At 73.4% G+C, this 15,168-nt stretch carries 18 protein-coding genes; 5 read left to right on the top strand and 13 right to left on the bottom strand.

Annotation, left to right across the window (positions count from 1 at the left end):
• The first annotated feature begins 38 nt into the window (after nt 1-38).
• Nucleotides 39-668: a putative glycolipid-binding domain-containing protein gene (locus AC1WTP_RS23130; RefSeq protein WP_481651366.1), complete on the top strand. Its 630-nt coding sequence runs from the start codon at nt 39-41 to the stop codon at nt 666-668.
• Nucleotides 669-677: 9 nt separating this feature from the next.
• Here AC1WTP_RS23130 and cds1 read toward each other — a convergent pair whose 3' ends face one another.
• The 3 genes from cds1 to AC1WTP_RS23115 form a co-directional block, all read right to left on the bottom strand.
• Entirely contained in the window at nt 678-1,769 is a 1,092-nt protein-coding gene (cds1, locus tag AC1WTP_RS23125) for an L-cysteine desulfhydrase Cds1 (protein ID WP_481651365.1), read from the bottom strand.
• 22 nt (nt 1,770-1,791) lie between these two features.
• Entirely contained in the window at nt 1,792-2,619 is an 828-nt protein-coding gene (locus AC1WTP_RS23120) for an SDR family NAD(P)-dependent oxidoreductase (RefSeq protein WP_481651364.1), read from the bottom strand.
• A 128-nt stretch (nt 2,620-2,747) separates the two neighbouring features.
• A complete protein-coding gene (locus tag AC1WTP_RS23115; protein ID WP_481651363.1) occupies nt 2,748-3,206 on the bottom strand; it encodes an Lrp/AsnC family transcriptional regulator in 459 nt (152 codons plus the stop codon).
• Between the two features lie 269 nt (nt 3,207-3,475).
• On the opposite strand from AC1WTP_RS23115, the gene AC1WTP_RS23110 reads away from it, so the two are divergent.
• Entirely contained in the window at nt 3,476-3,742 is a 267-nt protein-coding gene (locus tag AC1WTP_RS23110; RefSeq protein ID WP_481651362.1) for a BldC family transcriptional regulator, read from the top strand.
• Nucleotides 3,743-3,802: 60 nt separating this feature from the next.
• On the opposite strand, the gene AC1WTP_RS23105 is transcribed toward AC1WTP_RS23110, so the two are convergent.
• The 4 genes from AC1WTP_RS23105 to AC1WTP_RS23090 all read right to left on the bottom strand — a co-directional run bounded on the left by AC1WTP_RS23105 (nt 3,803) and on the right by AC1WTP_RS23090 (nt 7,661).
• Nucleotides 3,803-4,432, bottom strand: a complete 630-nt coding sequence (locus AC1WTP_RS23105) for a UbiX family flavin prenyltransferase (RefSeq protein ID WP_481651361.1) — start codon at nt 4,430-4,432, stop codon at nt 3,803-3,805.
• A gap of 84 nt (nt 4,433-4,516) precedes the next feature.
• Entirely contained in the window at nt 4,517-5,491 is a 975-nt protein-coding gene (gene mqnP, locus AC1WTP_RS23100; RefSeq protein WP_481651360.1) for a menaquinone biosynthesis prenyltransferase MqnP, read from the bottom strand.
• A complete protein-coding gene (locus AC1WTP_RS23095; protein WP_481651359.1) occupies nt 5,491-6,951 on the bottom strand; it encodes a menaquinone biosynthesis decarboxylase in 1,461 nt (486 codons plus the stop codon). Before AC1WTP_RS23095 ends, mqnP begins: the two co-directional genes overlap by 1 nt.
• A gap of 155 nt (nt 6,952-7,106) precedes the next feature.
• The gene (locus AC1WTP_RS23090) at nt 7,107-7,661 is read right to left on the bottom strand and encodes a carboxymuconolactone decarboxylase family protein (protein WP_481651358.1); all 555 of its coding nucleotides are present in this window, start codon (nt 7,659-7,661) and stop codon (nt 7,107-7,109) included.
• Between the two features lie 126 nt (nt 7,662-7,787).
• On the opposite strand from AC1WTP_RS23090, the gene AC1WTP_RS23085 reads away from it, so the two are divergent.
• Nucleotides 7,788-8,261, top strand: coding sequence for a MarR family winged helix-turn-helix transcriptional regulator (locus AC1WTP_RS23085; protein WP_481651357.1), 474 nt, complete (start codon nt 7,788-7,790; stop codon nt 8,259-8,261).
• Nucleotides 8,262-8,325: 64 nt separating this feature from the next.
• Nucleotides 8,326-8,526, top strand: a complete 201-nt coding sequence (locus AC1WTP_RS23080) for a hypothetical protein (RefSeq protein WP_481651356.1) — start codon at nt 8,326-8,328, stop codon at nt 8,524-8,526.
• A 13-nt stretch (nt 8,527-8,539) separates the two neighbouring features.
• On the opposite strand, the gene ccsB is transcribed toward AC1WTP_RS23080, so the two are convergent.
• The 6 genes from ccsB to hemL are packed head-to-tail and all read right to left on the bottom strand — an operon-like array spanning nt 8,540 to nt 14,594.
• Nucleotides 8,540-9,517, bottom strand: a complete 978-nt coding sequence (gene ccsB / locus AC1WTP_RS23075; protein WP_481651355.1) for a c-type cytochrome biogenesis protein CcsB — start codon at nt 9,515-9,517, stop codon at nt 8,540-8,542.
• Nucleotides 9,517-11,202: a cytochrome c biogenesis protein ResB gene (gene resB / locus AC1WTP_RS23070; RefSeq protein ID WP_481651354.1), complete on the bottom strand. Its 1,686-nt coding sequence runs from the start codon at nt 11,200-11,202 to the stop codon at nt 9,517-9,519. Before resB ends, ccsB begins: the two co-directional genes overlap by 1 nt.
• A complete protein-coding gene (locus tag AC1WTP_RS23065; RefSeq protein ID WP_481651353.1) occupies nt 11,202-12,035 on the bottom strand; it encodes a cytochrome c biogenesis CcdA family protein in 834 nt (277 codons plus the stop codon). The genes resB and AC1WTP_RS23065 overlap by 1 nt, the downstream gene beginning before the upstream one ends.
• Nucleotides 12,035-12,607, bottom strand: a complete 573-nt coding sequence (locus AC1WTP_RS23060) for a TlpA family protein disulfide reductase (protein WP_481651352.1) — start codon at nt 12,605-12,607, stop codon at nt 12,035-12,037. Before AC1WTP_RS23060 ends, AC1WTP_RS23065 begins: the two co-directional genes overlap by 1 nt.
• On the bottom strand, nt 12,607-13,254 hold the full coding sequence (locus AC1WTP_RS23055) for a histidine phosphatase family protein (protein ID WP_447134802.1): 648 nt from the start codon (nt 13,252-13,254) through the stop codon (nt 12,607-12,609). The genes AC1WTP_RS23060 and AC1WTP_RS23055 overlap by 1 nt, the downstream gene beginning before the upstream one ends.
• 2 nt (nt 13,255-13,256) lie before the next feature.
• Nucleotides 13,257-14,594 carry a glutamate-1-semialdehyde 2,1-aminomutase gene (hemL, locus tag AC1WTP_RS23050; RefSeq protein WP_481651351.1) on the bottom strand — a complete coding sequence of 446 codons (1,338 nt, stop codon included), beginning with the start codon at nt 14,592-14,594 and terminating at the stop codon, nt 13,257-13,259.
• Nucleotides 14,595-14,828: 234 nt separating this feature from the next.
• Between hemL and AC1WTP_RS23045 the strand changes: the two genes are divergently transcribed.
• The gene (locus AC1WTP_RS23045; protein WP_481651350.1) at nt 14,829-15,164 is read left to right on the top strand and encodes an STAS domain-containing protein; all 336 of its coding nucleotides are present in this window, start codon (nt 14,829-14,831) and stop codon (nt 15,162-15,164) included.
• Nucleotides 15,165-15,168 lie beyond the last annotated feature (4 nt).

The following is a 15,168-nucleotide window of genomic DNA, read 5'->3' as shown; positions in this document are numbered from 1 at the left end:
CGCTGCCGACATCCGCCGGGTCGCGTAACGTCCGGCTCATGCCGACCATGCCGAAGTCGCTCTTCTGGACCCGTACCGACACCGCCGGCGCCGAGCACGCCCGGTTCGACGACGCCCTGGGACTGACCGCACGGGGCACCCAGCTGGCCGTGGATCCCATCCCCTACACCTGCCGCTATCAACTGACCACAGACGAGCGGTGGGCGAGCACCCGGCTCGAGATCGAGGTCGAGGGGGCGGGCTGGCTGCGCAGCGTACGCATGGAGCGGGCGGCCGACCGGTGGCGGGTGACCACCGCCGAGCAGGGTGACCTGGACGCGGCGCTGACCGCCGCCGGCAATCCACCGGCCGGGCTGCCCGGCACCGACGAACCGGACCGGCTGGCCGAGGCGGTCGACATCGACCTGGGCGGTTCGGCCCTCTTCAACACCCTGCCGGTACGCCGGCTCGGGCTTACCGACGCGCCACCGGACACCGCGCACCGGATCACCGTCGCCTGGGTGCTGGTGCCGAGCCTGCTGGTGGTCCCCGCCGAGCAGGTCTACACCGCGCTGGGCCCCGGACGGGTCCGGTTCGCCAGCGACACCTACGCCGCCGACCTGGACCTGGACGCCGACGGCTACGTGCTGCGCTACCCGGGCCTGGCCGAGCGGTCCGCGGTGAGCTGAGCCAGGGGCTCAGGCCGGCCAGGCGCCGGTGGCCAGGAAGCGCTCGACGGTGGCCAGGTGCGGGGTCAGGTCGAGGCCCTGGGCGGCCACCCACCCGTCGGCGTAGTAGGTGTCGGCGTACCGGTCGCCGGCGTCGCAGATCAGGGTGACCACCGAGCCGTGCCGGCCGTCGGCGAGCATCCCGGCGATCAGCCCGAACGCGCCCCAGAGGTTGGTGCCGGTCGAACCGCCCACCCGCCGGCCGAGCACCGCGGAGGCGGCCCGCATCGCGGCCAGCGACGCGGCGTCCGGCACCTGGACCATCCGGTCGACCACCGAGGGCAGGAAGGACGGCTCCACACTCGGCCGGCCGATCCCCTCGATCCGGGAGCCCCGGCCGGTGCGGACCGACCAGTCGGCCGCCTGCCAGGCCGGGTAGAACGCGGAGTTCTCCGGGTCGACCACGCAGAGTTTGGTGGGCAGCCGGCGGTACCGGGCGTACCGGCCGATGGTGGCGCTGGTGCCGCCGGTGCCCGCGCCCACCACGATCCAGGCCGGCACGGGGTGCCGCTCCAGGGCGAGCTGCGCGTAGATCGACTCGGCGATGTTGTTGTTGCCCCGCCAGTCGGTGGCCCGCTCGGCGTAGGTGAACTGGTCCATGAAGTGCCCGCCGGTGTCCTCGGCCAGCCAGCGGGCCTCCACGACCACCTTGGCCGGGTCGTCGACGAGGTGGCAGCGGCCGCCCTGGAACTCGATCTGGGCGATCTTCTCGGGCGAGGTGGAGGCCGGCATCACCGCGATGAACGGCAGCCCGAGCATCCGGGCGAAGTACGCCTCGGAGACCGCGGTCGACCCGGACGAGGCCTCCACGATGGTGGTGTCCGGGCCGATCCAGCCGTTGCAGAGCCCGTACAGGAAGAGCGAACGGGCCAGCCGGTGCTTCAGCGAGCCGGTGGGGTGCACCGACTCGTCCTTGAGATAGAGGTCGATGCCCCACTCCCTGGGCAGCGGGAAGGGCAGCAGGTGGGTGTCGGCGGACCGGTTGGCGTCGGCCTCCACGGTGGCGATCGCCTCGGTCACCCAGACCCGGCTGGCCTCGTCGCACCGGTCGAGATGAGTCACGCCGGAAACCTAACAAGGCCGGTCAGGGCCGATCCGCCCCGCCCCGGCGGCGCTGCCGGCGCTGCCCGGCCCGACCGACCGCACCGATCACCGGGGTCAGCCCGAGCGCGAGCCGGGGCAGCGTGTCCAGCAGCCGCACCTGCGCTCCGCGCCAGCGCGGCAGGCTGACCACCGGCCGGGGTCGCCGGGCCAGCCGGACGGCCCGCGCGGCCACCCGTTCCGGGGTGAGCAGCGTGCCGGTGAAGGAGACCGCCGCCCCGGGGTCGTCCAGCCGGTCGTGCAGCATCGGCGTCCAGATCCCGTCCGGGCACAGGCACGACACGTGTACGCCCCGGTGCCCGGCCGCCCGCAGGTCGGCCAGGGTGCCCAGGCTGAACGCGAGCAGGGCGTGCTTGCTGGCCGCGTAGACGGTCTCGCCGGGAGCGGCGATCAGCCCGGCCAGCGAGACGACGTTGAGCACGTGCCCGTGCCCCTGGGCCCGCATCACGGCCAGCCCGGCCAGGGTGCCGTTGATCGCGCCGAGGGTGTTCACCTCGACGACCCGCCGCCGGGTCGCCGCGTCGTGCTCCCAGGACGGCCCGGTGACCAGGATGCCGGCGTTGTTCACCCAGAGCCCGAGGCCGCCCCGGCCGGCCGCCTCGGCGGCCGCGTCCGCGCAGGCGGCCTCGTCACGCACGTCGAGCGGGCGGGACCAGCCGCCGAGCGGGGCGGCGGCCGCGGCCACCGCGGCCGGGTCGAGGTCGGTGAGCAGCACCGGCCAGCCGTCGGCGTGCAGTGCGGCGGCCAGCGCCCGGCCGAGACCGCCGGCGGCGCCGGTCACCACGGCGGCTCCGGGCGCGGGCGTACTCATCGGCGCACGCTACCGCCGCCGCCCCGGGCCGCGCCAGAGCCGACCGGGCGGCACCCGGCCTGACCCGGCAGGCACCACAACCGGCGGCGCCGGAGCCGACCCGGACGCCGGGCCGGCCGGCGGGGCGGTCAGGCGGGGGGCGGGTTGACCGGTTGCGGGCGGTTCTCCCACTTGGTCGACAGCGCGATGCCGGTGCGGGGGGAGGCCACCCCGGGCGTCCGGTTCAACCGCACGATCAACCGCTCCAGCTCGGCGATGGTGGTCACCCGCGCCTTGAGCAGGAACGACTCGACGCCGGCCATGAAGTAGCAGGACTCGATCTCGGGTATCGCCCGGAACGCCTCCAGCACGTCGTCGGTGTCGGCGCCGGAGTCCTCGATGATGCCGATCAGCGCGGTCACGCCGAGCCCGACCGCCTCGGGCTCGATCTCCGCCCGGTAGGCCCGGATCACCCCGCCGGACTCCAGCTTGCCGACCCGCTCGTGCACGGCGGGCGCGGAGAGGCCGACCTGTCGGGCCAGTTCGGCGTAGGACAGGCGGGCGTTGCCGCGCAACAGTTCCACGAGGCTCAGGTCGATGGCGTCCACGGAATGTAGACCCTAGTCGCAGAGGCGTAACGCCGGGCGTTCGGCATCCGTTGGTTATAACAGCAGGTGACTGTTCGCAGACCATCGGTGACGGGAGCGCGACGCCGGTACCATTTACTAACTTCCCACTCAGTGCGTTTTTCGCGTTTGGCGGACAGGCCAGGTCGCTGGTGCTGTAATTGCCATACGTCCCTCATGACGGCTCTGGGCTCGCACCGGCCGGGGGCAGTGTGTTCAGCCGGGGGCTTCGTCGACGCGAGGAGGGGGCTGTGGACACTGGAGATCGCCTGCTGACACCGGGAGAGGTCGCCGCACTGTTTCGGGTTGACCCGAAGACTGTGACGAGATGGGCAGCGGCGGGCCGGATAGGAAGCATCCGGACTCCAGGCGGGCATCGCCGGTTTCGGGAATCCGAGGTGCGAGCCCTGCTTGAAGGGGAGGGCATGCTGGACGAGGCGGAAGACGTGGGCAAACCGCGCAACGTGGGCCCCACCGCCTCGACCGGGCCGGGTCCCGCCAACGCCGGGATGTACTGAATGGCACCGAGATCGGCACGCGGACCGGACGCCGGATCCGGTCCGCGTCCTGCCTGAGTCTCAGGCCCGGGCCGCGCCCAGCTCGCCCGACCAGCGCCGGAACAGGGTGTGCGGTACGCCGAGAGCGTCCAGCACCTTGCCGGCCACGAAGTCCACCAGCTGCGCGGCGGAGGCCGACGCACCCGCGCCGTAGAAGCCGGGACTGGCCGGCAGCACCACCGCACCGGCGTCGTGCAACGCGATGAGGTGCTCCAGGTGGCTACGGGTCACCGGGGTCTCCCGGGGCACCACCACCACCGGCCGCCGCTCCTTGAGGTTGACCTCGGCCGCCCGCTGCAGCAGGTCCTTGGAGAGCCCGATCGCGATGCCGGCGCAGGCCGCCGTGCTCGCCGGCACCACCGCCATCCCGCGCACCCGGTAGGAGCCGCTGCTCGGCCCGGCCGCGAGGTCGCCGGCCGGCCAGTGCCGCACGTCGGCGCCGGCCAGCTCCCGGCCCAGCCAGGTGGCGAGGTCCTCGGCCCAGTGCCCGTCGCGGAACGGGCGGCCGGTCTCGTCCAGCAGGGTCAGCCGGGCCGCCCGGGAGACGATCAGATCCACCGGCTGCCCGGCGTCGAGCAGCCCTCGGACGACGGCCGCCGCGTACGGCGTGCCGGACGCCCCGGACACCCCGACCACCCATGGCTCACGCATGCCCACCAGCCTGCCTGGTCGCCGCCGCCGGGCGGCGCCCGCCCCCCGCCAACCGGCGGCCGGAGGAGCCCGGAGCCGCTCGGATCAGGCCCGCAGGCCGAGCCGGACCACCAGGTCGAGCAGGGCGAAGACGAACAGCGCGATGCCGACGAAGCCGTTGGCGGTGAAGAAGGCCCGGTTGACCTTGCTCAGGTCGGTCGGGCTGACCACCAGGTGCTGGTAGCCGAAGGCGGCCGCGGTCAGCGCCAGGCCGATCCACCAGAGCCAGCCGAACCCGACCAGCGCGCCGAACCAGATGAAGAGCGCGAAGGTCACCACGTGCGCGACGGTCGAGGCGTGCAGCGCGAACCGCAGCCCGTACCGGGCCGGCACGCTGTGCACGCCGATCCGCCGGTCGACCTCGGCGTCCTGGCAGGCGTAGATCAGGTCGAAGCCGCCGATCCAGAGCCCGACCGCCGCGCCGAGCAGCCAGGCCGGCCCGGAGCCGGCCAGGGTGCCGGTGACCGCCAGCCAGGCGCCGACCGGGCCGACCGCCTGGGCGACCGCGAGGATGGCGTGCGGCCAGTTGGTGAACCGCTTGCCGTACGGGTAGACGACCAGCGGCACCACGGCGAGCGGCGCCAGCACCAGGCAGAGCGGGTTGAGCAGGGCGGCGGCGGCCAGGAACACCACCAGCGCGACGGCCGCGCCGGTCCAGGCCGTGCGGACGCTCACCGCCCCGGTGACCAGTTCACGCGAGGCGGTACGGGGGTTCCGCGCGTCGATCCGCCGGTCCAGGATCCGGTTGGCGGCCATCGCGAACGTCCGCGCCCCGACCATCGCCACGGTGATCAGCAGCAGGTCCACCCACCGCACCCGCCCCCCGTCGACCCGCATGGCGGTCAACGCCGACAGGTACGCGAACGGCAGCGCGAACACCGAGTGCTCGATCGCCACGAGGTCGAGGAAGGCCCGGACCCGGCCCCGCGATCTTGCACTCGTCGCCCCGGCAGAGCTGGAGGAACCGGGCGAATCGGGGGCGGAAACCGCAAGATCGCGCGGATCGGAGGTGGCGGCCATCAGATTCCGTACTCCTTCCAGCGCTTGTCGACCAGGGAGACCACCTCGGGGCTCATCGACATCTCCTCGGGCCAGCCCCGGGTGTAGCCCTCCCCGGGCAGCTTGCGGGTCGCGTCGACGCCCGCCTTGCCGCCCCAGAACTGCTGGTAGGACGAGTGGTCCAGGTGGTCCACCGGGCCCTCGGTGAGCAGCAGGTCGCGGGCGTAGTCGACGTTGCCGAAGGCGCGGAAGGCCACCTCGTTGTAGTCGTGCACGTCGCAGTCCTCGTCGACGATCACGATCAGCTTGGTCAGCGACATCAGGTGCGCGCCCCAGATCGCGTTCATCACCTTCTGCGCGTGCTTCGGGTAGCGCTTGCGGATCGACACGATCGCGCAGTTGTGGAAGACGCCGGCAGCCGGCAGGTCGTAGTCGACGATGTCCGGGATCAGCAGCTTCAGCAGCGGCTGGAAGATGCGCTCGGTGGCCTTGCCGAGACCGTGGTCCTCCTGCGGCGGCTTGGAGGTGACGATCGAGTGGTAGACCGGGTCGCGCTGCATGGTCATCGCCTCGACGTGCAGCACCGGGAACGGCTCGACCGGGGTGTAGAAGCCGGTGTGGTCGCCGAACGGGCCCTCCGGCAGCCGCTCGCCGGGCTCCAGGTAGCCCTCCAGCACCACCTGCGCGTGCGCCGGCACCTGCAACGGCACGGTGAGGCAGTCGACCATCTCCACCCGCTCGCCGCGCAGGAAGCCGGCGAAGAGGTACTCGTCGATGTCGCTGGGCAGCGGCGCGGAGGCGGCGTACGAGATCACCGGGTCGCAGCCGATCGCCACGGCCACCGGCAACCGCTGGCCCAGCCGCTCGGCGACCGCGTGGTGGGCGGTGGAGTCCTTGTGGATCTGCCAGTGCATGCCGAGGGTGTTGGGCGAGTGCTGCTGGAGCCGGTAGAGGCCGAGGTTGCGCTTGCCGGTCTCCGGGTGCTTGGTGTGGGTCAGCCCGTAGTTGTGGAAGATCCCGCCGTCGCCCGGCCAGACCTGCAGGCCGGGCAGCCGGTTCAGGTCGACGTCGTCGCCCCGGTAGACCACCTGCTGGCAGGGGGCGGTCCTCACCCTGCGCGGCGGCACCGACTTGAGCTGCATGACCTTGCCCAGGCCCTCCCGGATGCCGGACCAGCCCACCGGCAGCTCCGGCTTGACCAGCGCGCCGATCCGGGCGCCGATCTCGTCCAGCGACCCGACGCCGAGCGCCATCGCCATCCGCTTCTCGGTGCCGAAGAGGTTGATCGCCACCGGCATCTCACCCCGGGTCGGCCGTTCGAAGAGCAGCGCCGGCCCACCCGCCCGGACCGTCCGGGTGACGATCTCGCTGATCTCCAGCGTGGGGTCCACCGGGACGCTCACCCGCCGCAGCTCACCCGCCTGCTCCAGGGCCGCGAGGAAGTCCTTGAGATCGGTGTACGGGAAGCCACGAGCCGCCATGGGAGCCAGTCTCCCGCACCGGTCGTCGCCCCGCCCACGCCGGGTGGGGTGATGTCGACGGCGAGTGGCTCGACCGGGTCGCCGCCGAACGCTGACCGGTCCCGCCGCCGCCCGGTGGCCGGCTCCGCCGCCCCCGCTGACCGGTCCCGCCGGGGTCAGCCGGCGGGCGTCCAGGCGTACCCGGCCAGCGGCGGGTCGACCGGCGCGCCGGTGAGCCGGTTGGCGAAGGTGGAGATGGTGTAGACGCCGACGCCGAGCACCACGTCCAGGGCCTGCCGCGGCTGGTGGCCGGCGGCGAGGAAGGCGCGGGTCCGCTCGTCGGGGACATCGCCCCGGTGCTCCAGCACCGCCAGGGTGAAGCGGCGCAGCGCCTCGAGCCGGTCGTCGGGCAGCGGCGTGCCGGCGCGCAGCGCGTCGACCAGTTCGGCGGCGGCGCCGAGCCGGGTCAGCGTCGCGGTGTGCAGGGCCACGCAGACGTGGCACTCGTTGCGGGTGGCGACGGTCAGCACGACCACCTCCCGCTGCACCGGGTCGAGGCTGCCGGCCTCGAAGCCGGCGTTGGCGGTGAGGAAGGTCTGCAGCAGCGCCGGGGACTCGGCCATCAGGGCGACGGCGGCGGGCAGGTAGCCGAACTTCCGGCGTACCGCCGCCAGGGTGGGTCGGGCGGCGTCGGGCGCGGTGTCGGCGGTGTGCGGGGTGAAGACGGGCATGGCGACCTGCTTTCGCGGGTGACGGAGCGGCGACGAAGGAGCCGGTGGCGCGGGGCACGGGCCGCCGCCGGGCGTGACGTATGATCGTCAACGTGGTTGTCCAAATGGTAAACCTGGTTGTCGAACATGGCAACTGACCCCGACCGGCCCGGCTTCCTGCTGCCCCTGCTGCTGCTGGCCGGCTTCCGCACACTCATCGACGACCTGCACGCCGAGCTGGCCCGGCAGGGGCATCCCGAGCTGCGCCCGCTGCACGGCTTCGTGCTCCAGGCGGTCGGCGCCGGCGGCACCACGGCCACCGAGCTGGGCCAGCGGTTGGGCATCTCCAAGCAGGCGGCCGGCAAGACGGTGGACCGGCTGGTCGCCCTGGGCTACCTGGAACGCGCCGACGACCCGGACGACGCGCGGCGCAAGCTGGTCCGGATGACCCCGCGCGGGCACGACGGGCTGCGCCGCTCGGCGGTGGTCTTCGACCAGCTCCGGCAGCGCTGGACGGACACTCTGGGCCCGGACCGGGTCGCCGCCATGGAGGACGACCTGCGCGCGGTCACCCCGGCCAACTGGTTCCGCCTCGACGTGCCCGGCTGGTTCGGCGGCTGACCGCACCGGCGACACATGTCACCGGTGCTGGCCCGGCGGCGACGCACCGGCGCACGGTGGACGCATGTCCGACGCGTACGTGGTGGGCGACCCGGACGGGCTGTCGCCGTTACTGACCGAGCTCCGCGACGCCGTGGCCCGGGAGCTGCACGCCCAGCTCGCGTTGCGCGCGGAGCGGATCGAACTCGCCGACGTTCCGGACGTCGCGTACCAGGTCACCCTGCGGGTGGACGAGACCCTCCGGCGACGGCGCCCCGGCAGGTAGCCGCAGCCGGCGGTCAGTCGGGGAGGCCGCCGTAGGAGTGCAGGCCCTCGAAGAAGATGTTCACCCCGAACAGGTTCATCAGCATGGTGAGAAAGCCGACCACGGCCAGCCAGGTGGCCACGTTCCGCTTCACGCTCGGGGTGGCCCGGGCGTGCAGGTAACCGGCGTAGACTACCCAGGAGATGAACGCCCAGGTCTCCTTCGGGTCCCAGCCCCACGGTCGGCCCCAGGCCGCCTCGGCCCAGATCGCCCCGGCGATCACCGCGAAGGTGAAGACCGGGAACGCGAAGGCGTGCAGCACGAAGGTCAGCCGCTCCAGCGCGGCCGCCGCCGGCACCCGCTTGGCCAGCGTGTACGGGAAGCTCCGCCTGCCCTGCTCGTAACCGGCCCGCATCAGGTAGGCCACCGCCGGCACCACGCCGAGCAGGAAGATGCCGGAGCTGAACACGATCGTCGAGACGTGGATGACGAACCAGTACGAGTTGAGCGCCGGCACCAGCGGCACCACCGGCACGTAGAGCACCAGCTCGGCGGTGGCCACCAGGAGCACCATCACCAGGGTGAGGAAGAGCCCGAGCCGGCGCAGCGACGGCTTCCGCCAGAGCACCACCAGCCAGGCGGCGACGCCGATGAACGAGACCGTGAGCACGAACTCGTACATGTTGCCCCAGGGCATCCGGTCGGCGGCGAGGCCGCGGGTGACCAGTGCCCCGAGGTGCAGCAGGGCGGCGAGCGCGGTGACGCCGACCGCGATCCGGCCGGCCAGCCGGGCCCGCTGCGCGGTGCGCTCGGCGGCGTTCGGGCCGGCCACGACCGGCTCCGGCGGGGCGCTGCCGCCGGCCGCGCCGACGCCGGCGCCGACCAGTTCCCGGGCGGGCGCGGCGACCCGGGCGCGGGCGTTGCCGAGCGCGTACTCGACGGCGTGGCTGATCATGGCGACCAGGTACGCCAGGATCGCGAACGACACCAGCTGGTCGGAGAGTGCGGACATCAGTCGGCTCCTTCTCGCGTCCCGGCCGGATCGCCTCCGTCGCGATCCGCACCGGCCCGCTCGTCCGGCCGCCCGTCACCGCTGACCGCGGCGACGAGCTGCGCGAACTCGTCGGCGAACCCGGGATGGTCGGTGCGCGGCAACCCACCGGCCTCGACCAAACTACTACCGCCCGTCGGAGATCCGCCCGCCGGGTCGGTGGAAGCACCCGCCGGGGTGACGGAACCGGCCGGGAGCACCCGGAAGAAGACCCGCCGGCGGCGGACGAAGAGCGAGCCCATCAGGCCGGCCAGCAGGGTCGCGGAACTCACCAGCAGCAGCGTCGAGCCCGGGTCGCGGCGCACCGAGAGGGTGATGTACGGCTCGGTGCCGAGGAACTCGACCCGGGTGCCGTCGTCCAGCGTCCAGGTCTCGCCCAGCTTGACGACCCTGGTGCCGACCTCCTTGACCTTGCCGGCCCGGACCTGCCGCTGGTCCAGCTGGTAGACCGAGCCGGGGATGCCCGCGTCCAGGCCCAGGTTGCCCCGGTAGGCCACCAGGTTGAGCACCGGGTTGCGCTCGGTCGGGTACTCCGAGCGGGCGTACGGCGGTGCGTCGGGCGCGGTCGGCAGGTAGAGGCCGGTGAAGGCCATCTGCAGGTTCGGGTCGCGCGCGCCGGTGGCCGGGTCGACGTTGGCGTCCGGGAAGGCGGCCAGCCCCTCGCTGGTCAGCCCCATGTCCCCGGTGGTCAGGAACGGCACCACGCTGGTCTGGCTGCGGCCGAACCGGTCGGTGTACCGGATCACCGGGGCGTACCCGTGGCCGAGCAGGTAGACGTTCGCGCCGTCGAGGCGCAGCGGGGAGTTGACCGAGAAGTCGGCCTGCCGGCGCTCCCGGCCCGGCTCGTCCACCGTCACCCGGGCGTTGAAGAACTCCGGCTGCCCGGTGTCGAGGAAGCGGGCCTGGAAGTCGTCCAGCCGCAGGCAGAACCCGGGCAGGTCGGCACTGTCCACCCGCGGGCCGAGCTTCGCCTCGGCGTACTGCTGCCGGGTGTTGCAGAACGCGTTCTCCTCGCCGGCGACCAGCAGCCGGTTGCCGCTCCAGCCGTACCACGAGCCGAGCGCGACGCCGACCAGCACCACCACCATCGAGGTGTGGAAGAGCAGGTTGCCGGTCTCCTTGAGGTAGCCCTTCTCGGCGGAGACCTCGTCGCCGTGGACCACCACCCGCCAGCGTCGCCGGCGCAGCACCTCGGCGATCGCCGCCGCGCCGCCGGCCGGCGCGGCCAGCACCGCGTGCTGCGGCAGCCGGTCCAGCCGCTTCGGGGCGGCCGGCGGCTTCGCCCGCAGCGCCCGGACGTGGTCGCGCAGCCGGGGGGTGATGCAGCCGATCAGCGAGGTGAACAGCAGCAGGTAGATCGCGGAGAACCAGACCGAGCCGAACGCCTCGAAGGCGCCGATCCGGTCCAGCACCGGCGCCAGGTCGGGGTGCGCGACGAAGTAGTCCCGGACGTCCTCCGGGTTGACCCCGCGCTGCGGCAGCACCGAACCCGGGATGGCCGCGATCGCCAGCAGGAAGAGCAGCACCAGCGCGGTACGCATGCTGGTCAGCTGCCGCCAGGAGTTGCGCAGCAGGGCCAGCACCCGGTTGGGCCGGCGCCGGGGCGCCTCGGCCGGGGTCGCCGGCCGGTCGTCCACGGCCGTCATCAGATGCTCACCTCGCCCACCCCGACGGTGGTCTGCAACCAGATCACGAAGTTGGTCCACCCGCCGGTGACCAGCGCGAGGCCGATCAGGATCAGCAGGGCGCCGCCGATCCGGGTGACCCAGCGGCTGTTGCGCCGGACGGCGCGGAACACCCCGAGCAGGCGCTGGAAGCCCAGCCCGAAGACGACGAACGGTATCCCCAACCCGAGGCAGTACGCGACGGCGAGCACCACGGCCCGGTCGGTGCTGCCGTCGACCGCTGCCATGCCGAGCACCGCGCCCAGCGTCGGGCCGGTGCACGGCATCCAGCTGAGTGCGAAGACCGCGCCGAGCACCGGCGCACCGAGCAGCCCGGCGGCGGGCAGCCGGTGGATCCGGAACTCGCGCTGCAACCCGGGCACCACGCCGAGGTAGCCCAGCCCGAGCAGCACGACCAGCGCGCCGATGACCATCTCCAGCGTCCGCTCGTGGTCGAAGAAGATCCGGCCGAACCCGGCGAAGAGGATCGCGGTGGCCGTGAAGACGACGGTGAAGCCGGCGATGAAGAGCAGCGTTCCGGCCAGCACCCGCCCCTTCACCGCGACCACCGGCCGGGTGGCGACGGCCACCCCGCCCGACGGGTCCGGCGCGCTCCCGTCGGCCGGCGACGGGCCGGGCCGGGCCGGGCGGCCCTCCAGATCCGCGCCGGCCAGTCCGGTCACGTACGACAGGTAGCCCGGCATCAGCGGAAGCACGCACGGGGAGAGGAAGCTGACCAGCCCGGCCAGCGCGGCCGCGCCGATCGCGAGCAGCAGCGGGCCGCTCTGCGCCAGTTCCCGGAACGTCTCGCCCATCAGCGTTGACCGGCGGGCGCCGGCGACTCGGCGGCGATCCGCTCGACGATGGGTTGCAGGCCCTCCCGCTTGACCGCCGCGCGGATCACCGCGGCGATCCGGCCCTCCCGGTCCAGCACCACGGTGGCCGGGATGGTGTTCGGCGGGATGTCCAGGGCGAGCGCCAGCCGGCTCGGCGGGTCGAACAGGCTCGGGTAGCTGACCCGGCCCTCCTCGAAGGCCTTCGCCTTGTCCCGCTGGTCCTGCACGTTGATGCCGAGGAAGGTCACCCCGGAACCCTTGGTGGCCTGGTAGGTGGCCTCCAGGTCGTCCGCCTCGGCCCGGCAGGGCGCGCACCACGAGCCCCAGAAGTTGACCACCACGACCTGGCCGCGGGCGGTGGCGACGTCGTAGCTGCCGCCGGTGAGCAGTTCGCCGGCGAGCTTCGGGGCGGCGGACCGCTGGTCGGGGGCGCACTCGATGACGCCGTCCCGGTTGGCGCAGGCTTCCTCACCGGCCGGCGACGAGCAGGCGGCCAGCGCCACCGCGGTGACGGTGGCGAGCAGACCAGCGGTCCACCTCCGGGCGTTCATCAGGCCCCCTTGGCCGTCCGGGCGGTCGGCGACATCGCGATCAGATGGGCGGCCGGCTCGGAGTAACCGATGCCGACCACCTTGGCGCCGTCGAAGTGGAAGGAGGTGAGGCTGGCCAGCCCGCACTGCCGCTTGCGCGGGTCGTGCCAGAGCCGCTTGCGCTCGACGTGGCGGCGCAGCGTCCAGATCGGCAGCTGGTGCGAGACCAGCACCGCCTCGCGCCCCTCGGCGGCCACCCGGGCGGCGTGCAGGGCGGCGAACATCCGCTCCGCGATGGCCCGGTAGGCCTCGCCCCAGGACGGGGTGACCGGGTCGCGCAGCACCCACCAGTTGCGCGGGTCGCGGAACGAGCCGTCACCGGGGGAGACCTTCTTGCCCTCGAACCAGTTGGCGCTCTCGATCAGCCGTTCGTCCACGCCGACCGGCAGGCCGAACTGCGCGGCGATCGGCTCGGCGGTCTGCTGGGCGCGTTCCAGCGGGCTCGCCACCACGTGCACGATCTCCCGCTCGGCCAGCCCCTGCGCGGCCGCCTTGGCCATCTGCACGCCGAGTTCGGAGAGGCGGAACCCGGGCAACCGGCCGTAGAGGATCTTGTCCGGGTTGTGCACCTCGCCGTGCCGCAGCACGTGGACCACCGTCGTACTCACCGCTACCCCCCGAGTCCCGCCGACGCCGCCGCGGCGGCCGCCTTCGGCAGCGCGGCGGCGATCTGCTCCAACGCGGCATCGTCCATCGCCGCCGACACGAACCACGACTCGAACGCGCTCGGCGGCAGGTATACCCCGGCGGCGAGCATCGCGTGGAAGAACGCCTTGAACGCCGGCACCTGCTGGGTGCGGGCGCTGTCGTAGTCGACCACGTCGGCGTCGGTGAAGAAGATGGAGAACATGCTGCCCGCGTACGACAGCCGGTGCGGGACCCCGGCGGCGGCCAGCGCGTCGGACGCCAGCTTGCCCACGACGGCGGCCGTCTCGTCCAGCTTGCGGTAGAGCGCGTCGTCGGCCAGCCGCAGCGTGGCCAGCCCGGCCGCGCAGGCCAGCGGGTTGCCGGAGAGCGTGCCGGCCTGGTAGACCGGGCCGGCCGGGGCGAGCCGGGCCATGATCTCCGCGCGCCCGCCGAATGCCGCGGCGGGCAGCCCACCCCCCATGACCTTGCCGTACGTCCACAGGTCGGCGTCGCTGGCGTCGAGGCCGTGCCAGCCGGAGCGGGAGACCCGGAACCCGGTCATCACCTCGTCGACGACCAGCAGCGCGCCGTGCGCGTGCGCGATCCGGGCCAGTTCCTGGTTGAAGCCGTCGCGCGGGGCGACCACGCCCATGTTGCCGGCGGCCGCCTCGGTGATCACCGCGGCGATGTGCGCGCCCTCGGCGGCGAACGCCTCCTCCACCGCCCGGAGGTCGTTGTACGGCAGCACGATGGTCTCGCTCGCCGCGGCGCCGGTGACGCCGGGCGAGTCGGGCAGGCCGAGGGTGGCCACGCCGGAGCCGGCGGCGGCGAGCAGCGCGTCGACGTGCCCGTGGTAGCAGCCGGCGAACTTCACGATCTTGGAGCGGCCGGTGTAGCCGCGGGCCAGCCGGATCGCCGACATGGTCGCCTCGGTGCCGGAGTTGACCAGCCGGACCTGCTCGACCGGGGTGCGGTCGACGATCTCCGCGGCCAGCTCGACCTCGGCCGGGGTCGGGGTGCCGAAGCTGGTGCCCCGGGCGGCCGCGGCCTGCACGGCGGCCACCACCTCCGGGTGGGCGTGCCCGAGGATCAGCGGGCCCCAGGAGCAGACCAGGTCGACGTAGCGCCGGTCGTCGGCGTCGTAGAGCCAGGGCCCCTCCCCCCGGACCATGAAGCGCGGCGTGCCGCCGACGGCGCGGAACGCGCGCACGGGAGAGTTCACCCCGCCCGGCACGATGGCGCGGGCGCGGTCGAACAGGGCCTCGGAGGCCGGCGCGTCGGCCGGGTAGCGGCCGGATCCGGCGGGAAACATATCGGTCACGATGCGGCCATTGTGTCAGCGCCGGGCGGCGAATCGGCAGCCACCCCGGTCGGGGGTTACCAGTCTCACCCGGGTCACGCGGGTGACCGCCCGCCCGCGCCGGGCCCGGCCGGCGCTCCGCCGCGCTCGCGACCGCCCGCCCGCGGCGCGCCCGGCCGGCGACCGCCGCGCGGGTCGGCCCCGGTCGGGTCGCCTCGACGGGCCGGGCGGTCGAGATCGCGATAGGCTGACCGGGTGGATCGTGCCGAACTGTCCATCACGCTACATCGAGCGGGCGACGAAGCAGTGCTGCGCCTCGCCGGTGAGATCGACATGCTCACGGCCGCCCAGCTGTCGACGGTCGTGAATGAGGTGCTCGCCGACCCCCCGCCGCGCATCGTGCTCGACCTCGGCGGCGTCACCTTCTGCGACTCGCAGGGCCTGGGCACCCTGGTGGTGCTCAGCCGCAAGGCCAGTCACGCGCAGAGCCTGCTGATCCTGACCCACGTCGGCGATTTCCTGCTCCGCGTCCTGGACATCACCGGCCTCCGCTCCGCCCTGATGATCCGCAACGACCAAACCACCCGCTAACCCC

Source organism: Micromonospora sp. R311 (genome assembly GCF_056780015.1).
This window is presented reverse-complemented; position numbering and strand designations above follow the sequence as displayed.

Excerpts from the sequence above, each read along its gene's own strand:
- AC1WTP_RS23130 (WP_481651366.1), top strand. The coding sequence starts at position 39 with ATGCCGACCATGCCGAAGTCGCTCTTCTGGACCCGTACCGACACCGCC.
- AC1WTP_RS23120 (WP_481651364.1), bottom strand. The coding sequence starts at position 2,619 with ATGAGTACGCCCGCGCCCGGAGCCGCCGTGGTGACCGGCGCCGCCGGC.
- AC1WTP_RS23105 (WP_481651361.1), bottom strand. The coding sequence starts at position 4,432 with ATGCGTGAGCCATGGGTGGTCGGGGTGTCCGGGGCGTCCGGCACGCCG.
- mqnP (WP_481651360.1), bottom strand. The coding sequence starts at position 5,491 with ATGGCCGCCACCTCCGATCCGCGCGATCTTGCGGTTTCCGCCCCCGAT.
- AC1WTP_RS23095 (WP_481651359.1), bottom strand. The coding sequence starts at position 6,951 with ATGGCGGCTCGTGGCTTCCCGTACACCGATCTCAAGGACTTCCTCGCG.
- AC1WTP_RS23090 (WP_481651358.1), bottom strand. The coding sequence starts at position 7,661 with ATGCCCGTCTTCACCCCGCACACCGCCGACACCGCGCCCGACGCCGCC.
- AC1WTP_RS23085 (WP_481651357.1), top strand. The coding sequence starts at position 7,788 with ATGGCAACTGACCCCGACCGGCCCGGCTTCCTGCTGCCCCTGCTGCTG.
- AC1WTP_RS23080 (WP_481651356.1), top strand. The coding sequence starts at position 8,326 with ATGTCCGACGCGTACGTGGTGGGCGACCCGGACGGGCTGTCGCCGTTA.
- ccsB (WP_481651355.1), bottom strand. The coding sequence starts at position 9,517 with ATGTCCGCACTCTCCGACCAGCTGGTGTCGTTCGCGATCCTGGCGTAC.
- resB (WP_481651354.1), bottom strand. The coding sequence starts at position 11,202 with ATGACGGCCGTGGACGACCGGCCGGCGACCCCGGCCGAGGCGCCCCGG.
- AC1WTP_RS23065 (WP_481651353.1), bottom strand. The coding sequence starts at position 12,035 with ATGGGCGAGACGTTCCGGGAACTGGCGCAGAGCGGCCCGCTGCTGCTC.
- AC1WTP_RS23060 (WP_481651352.1), bottom strand. The coding sequence starts at position 12,607 with ATGAACGCCCGGAGGTGGACCGCTGGTCTGCTCGCCACCGTCACCGCG.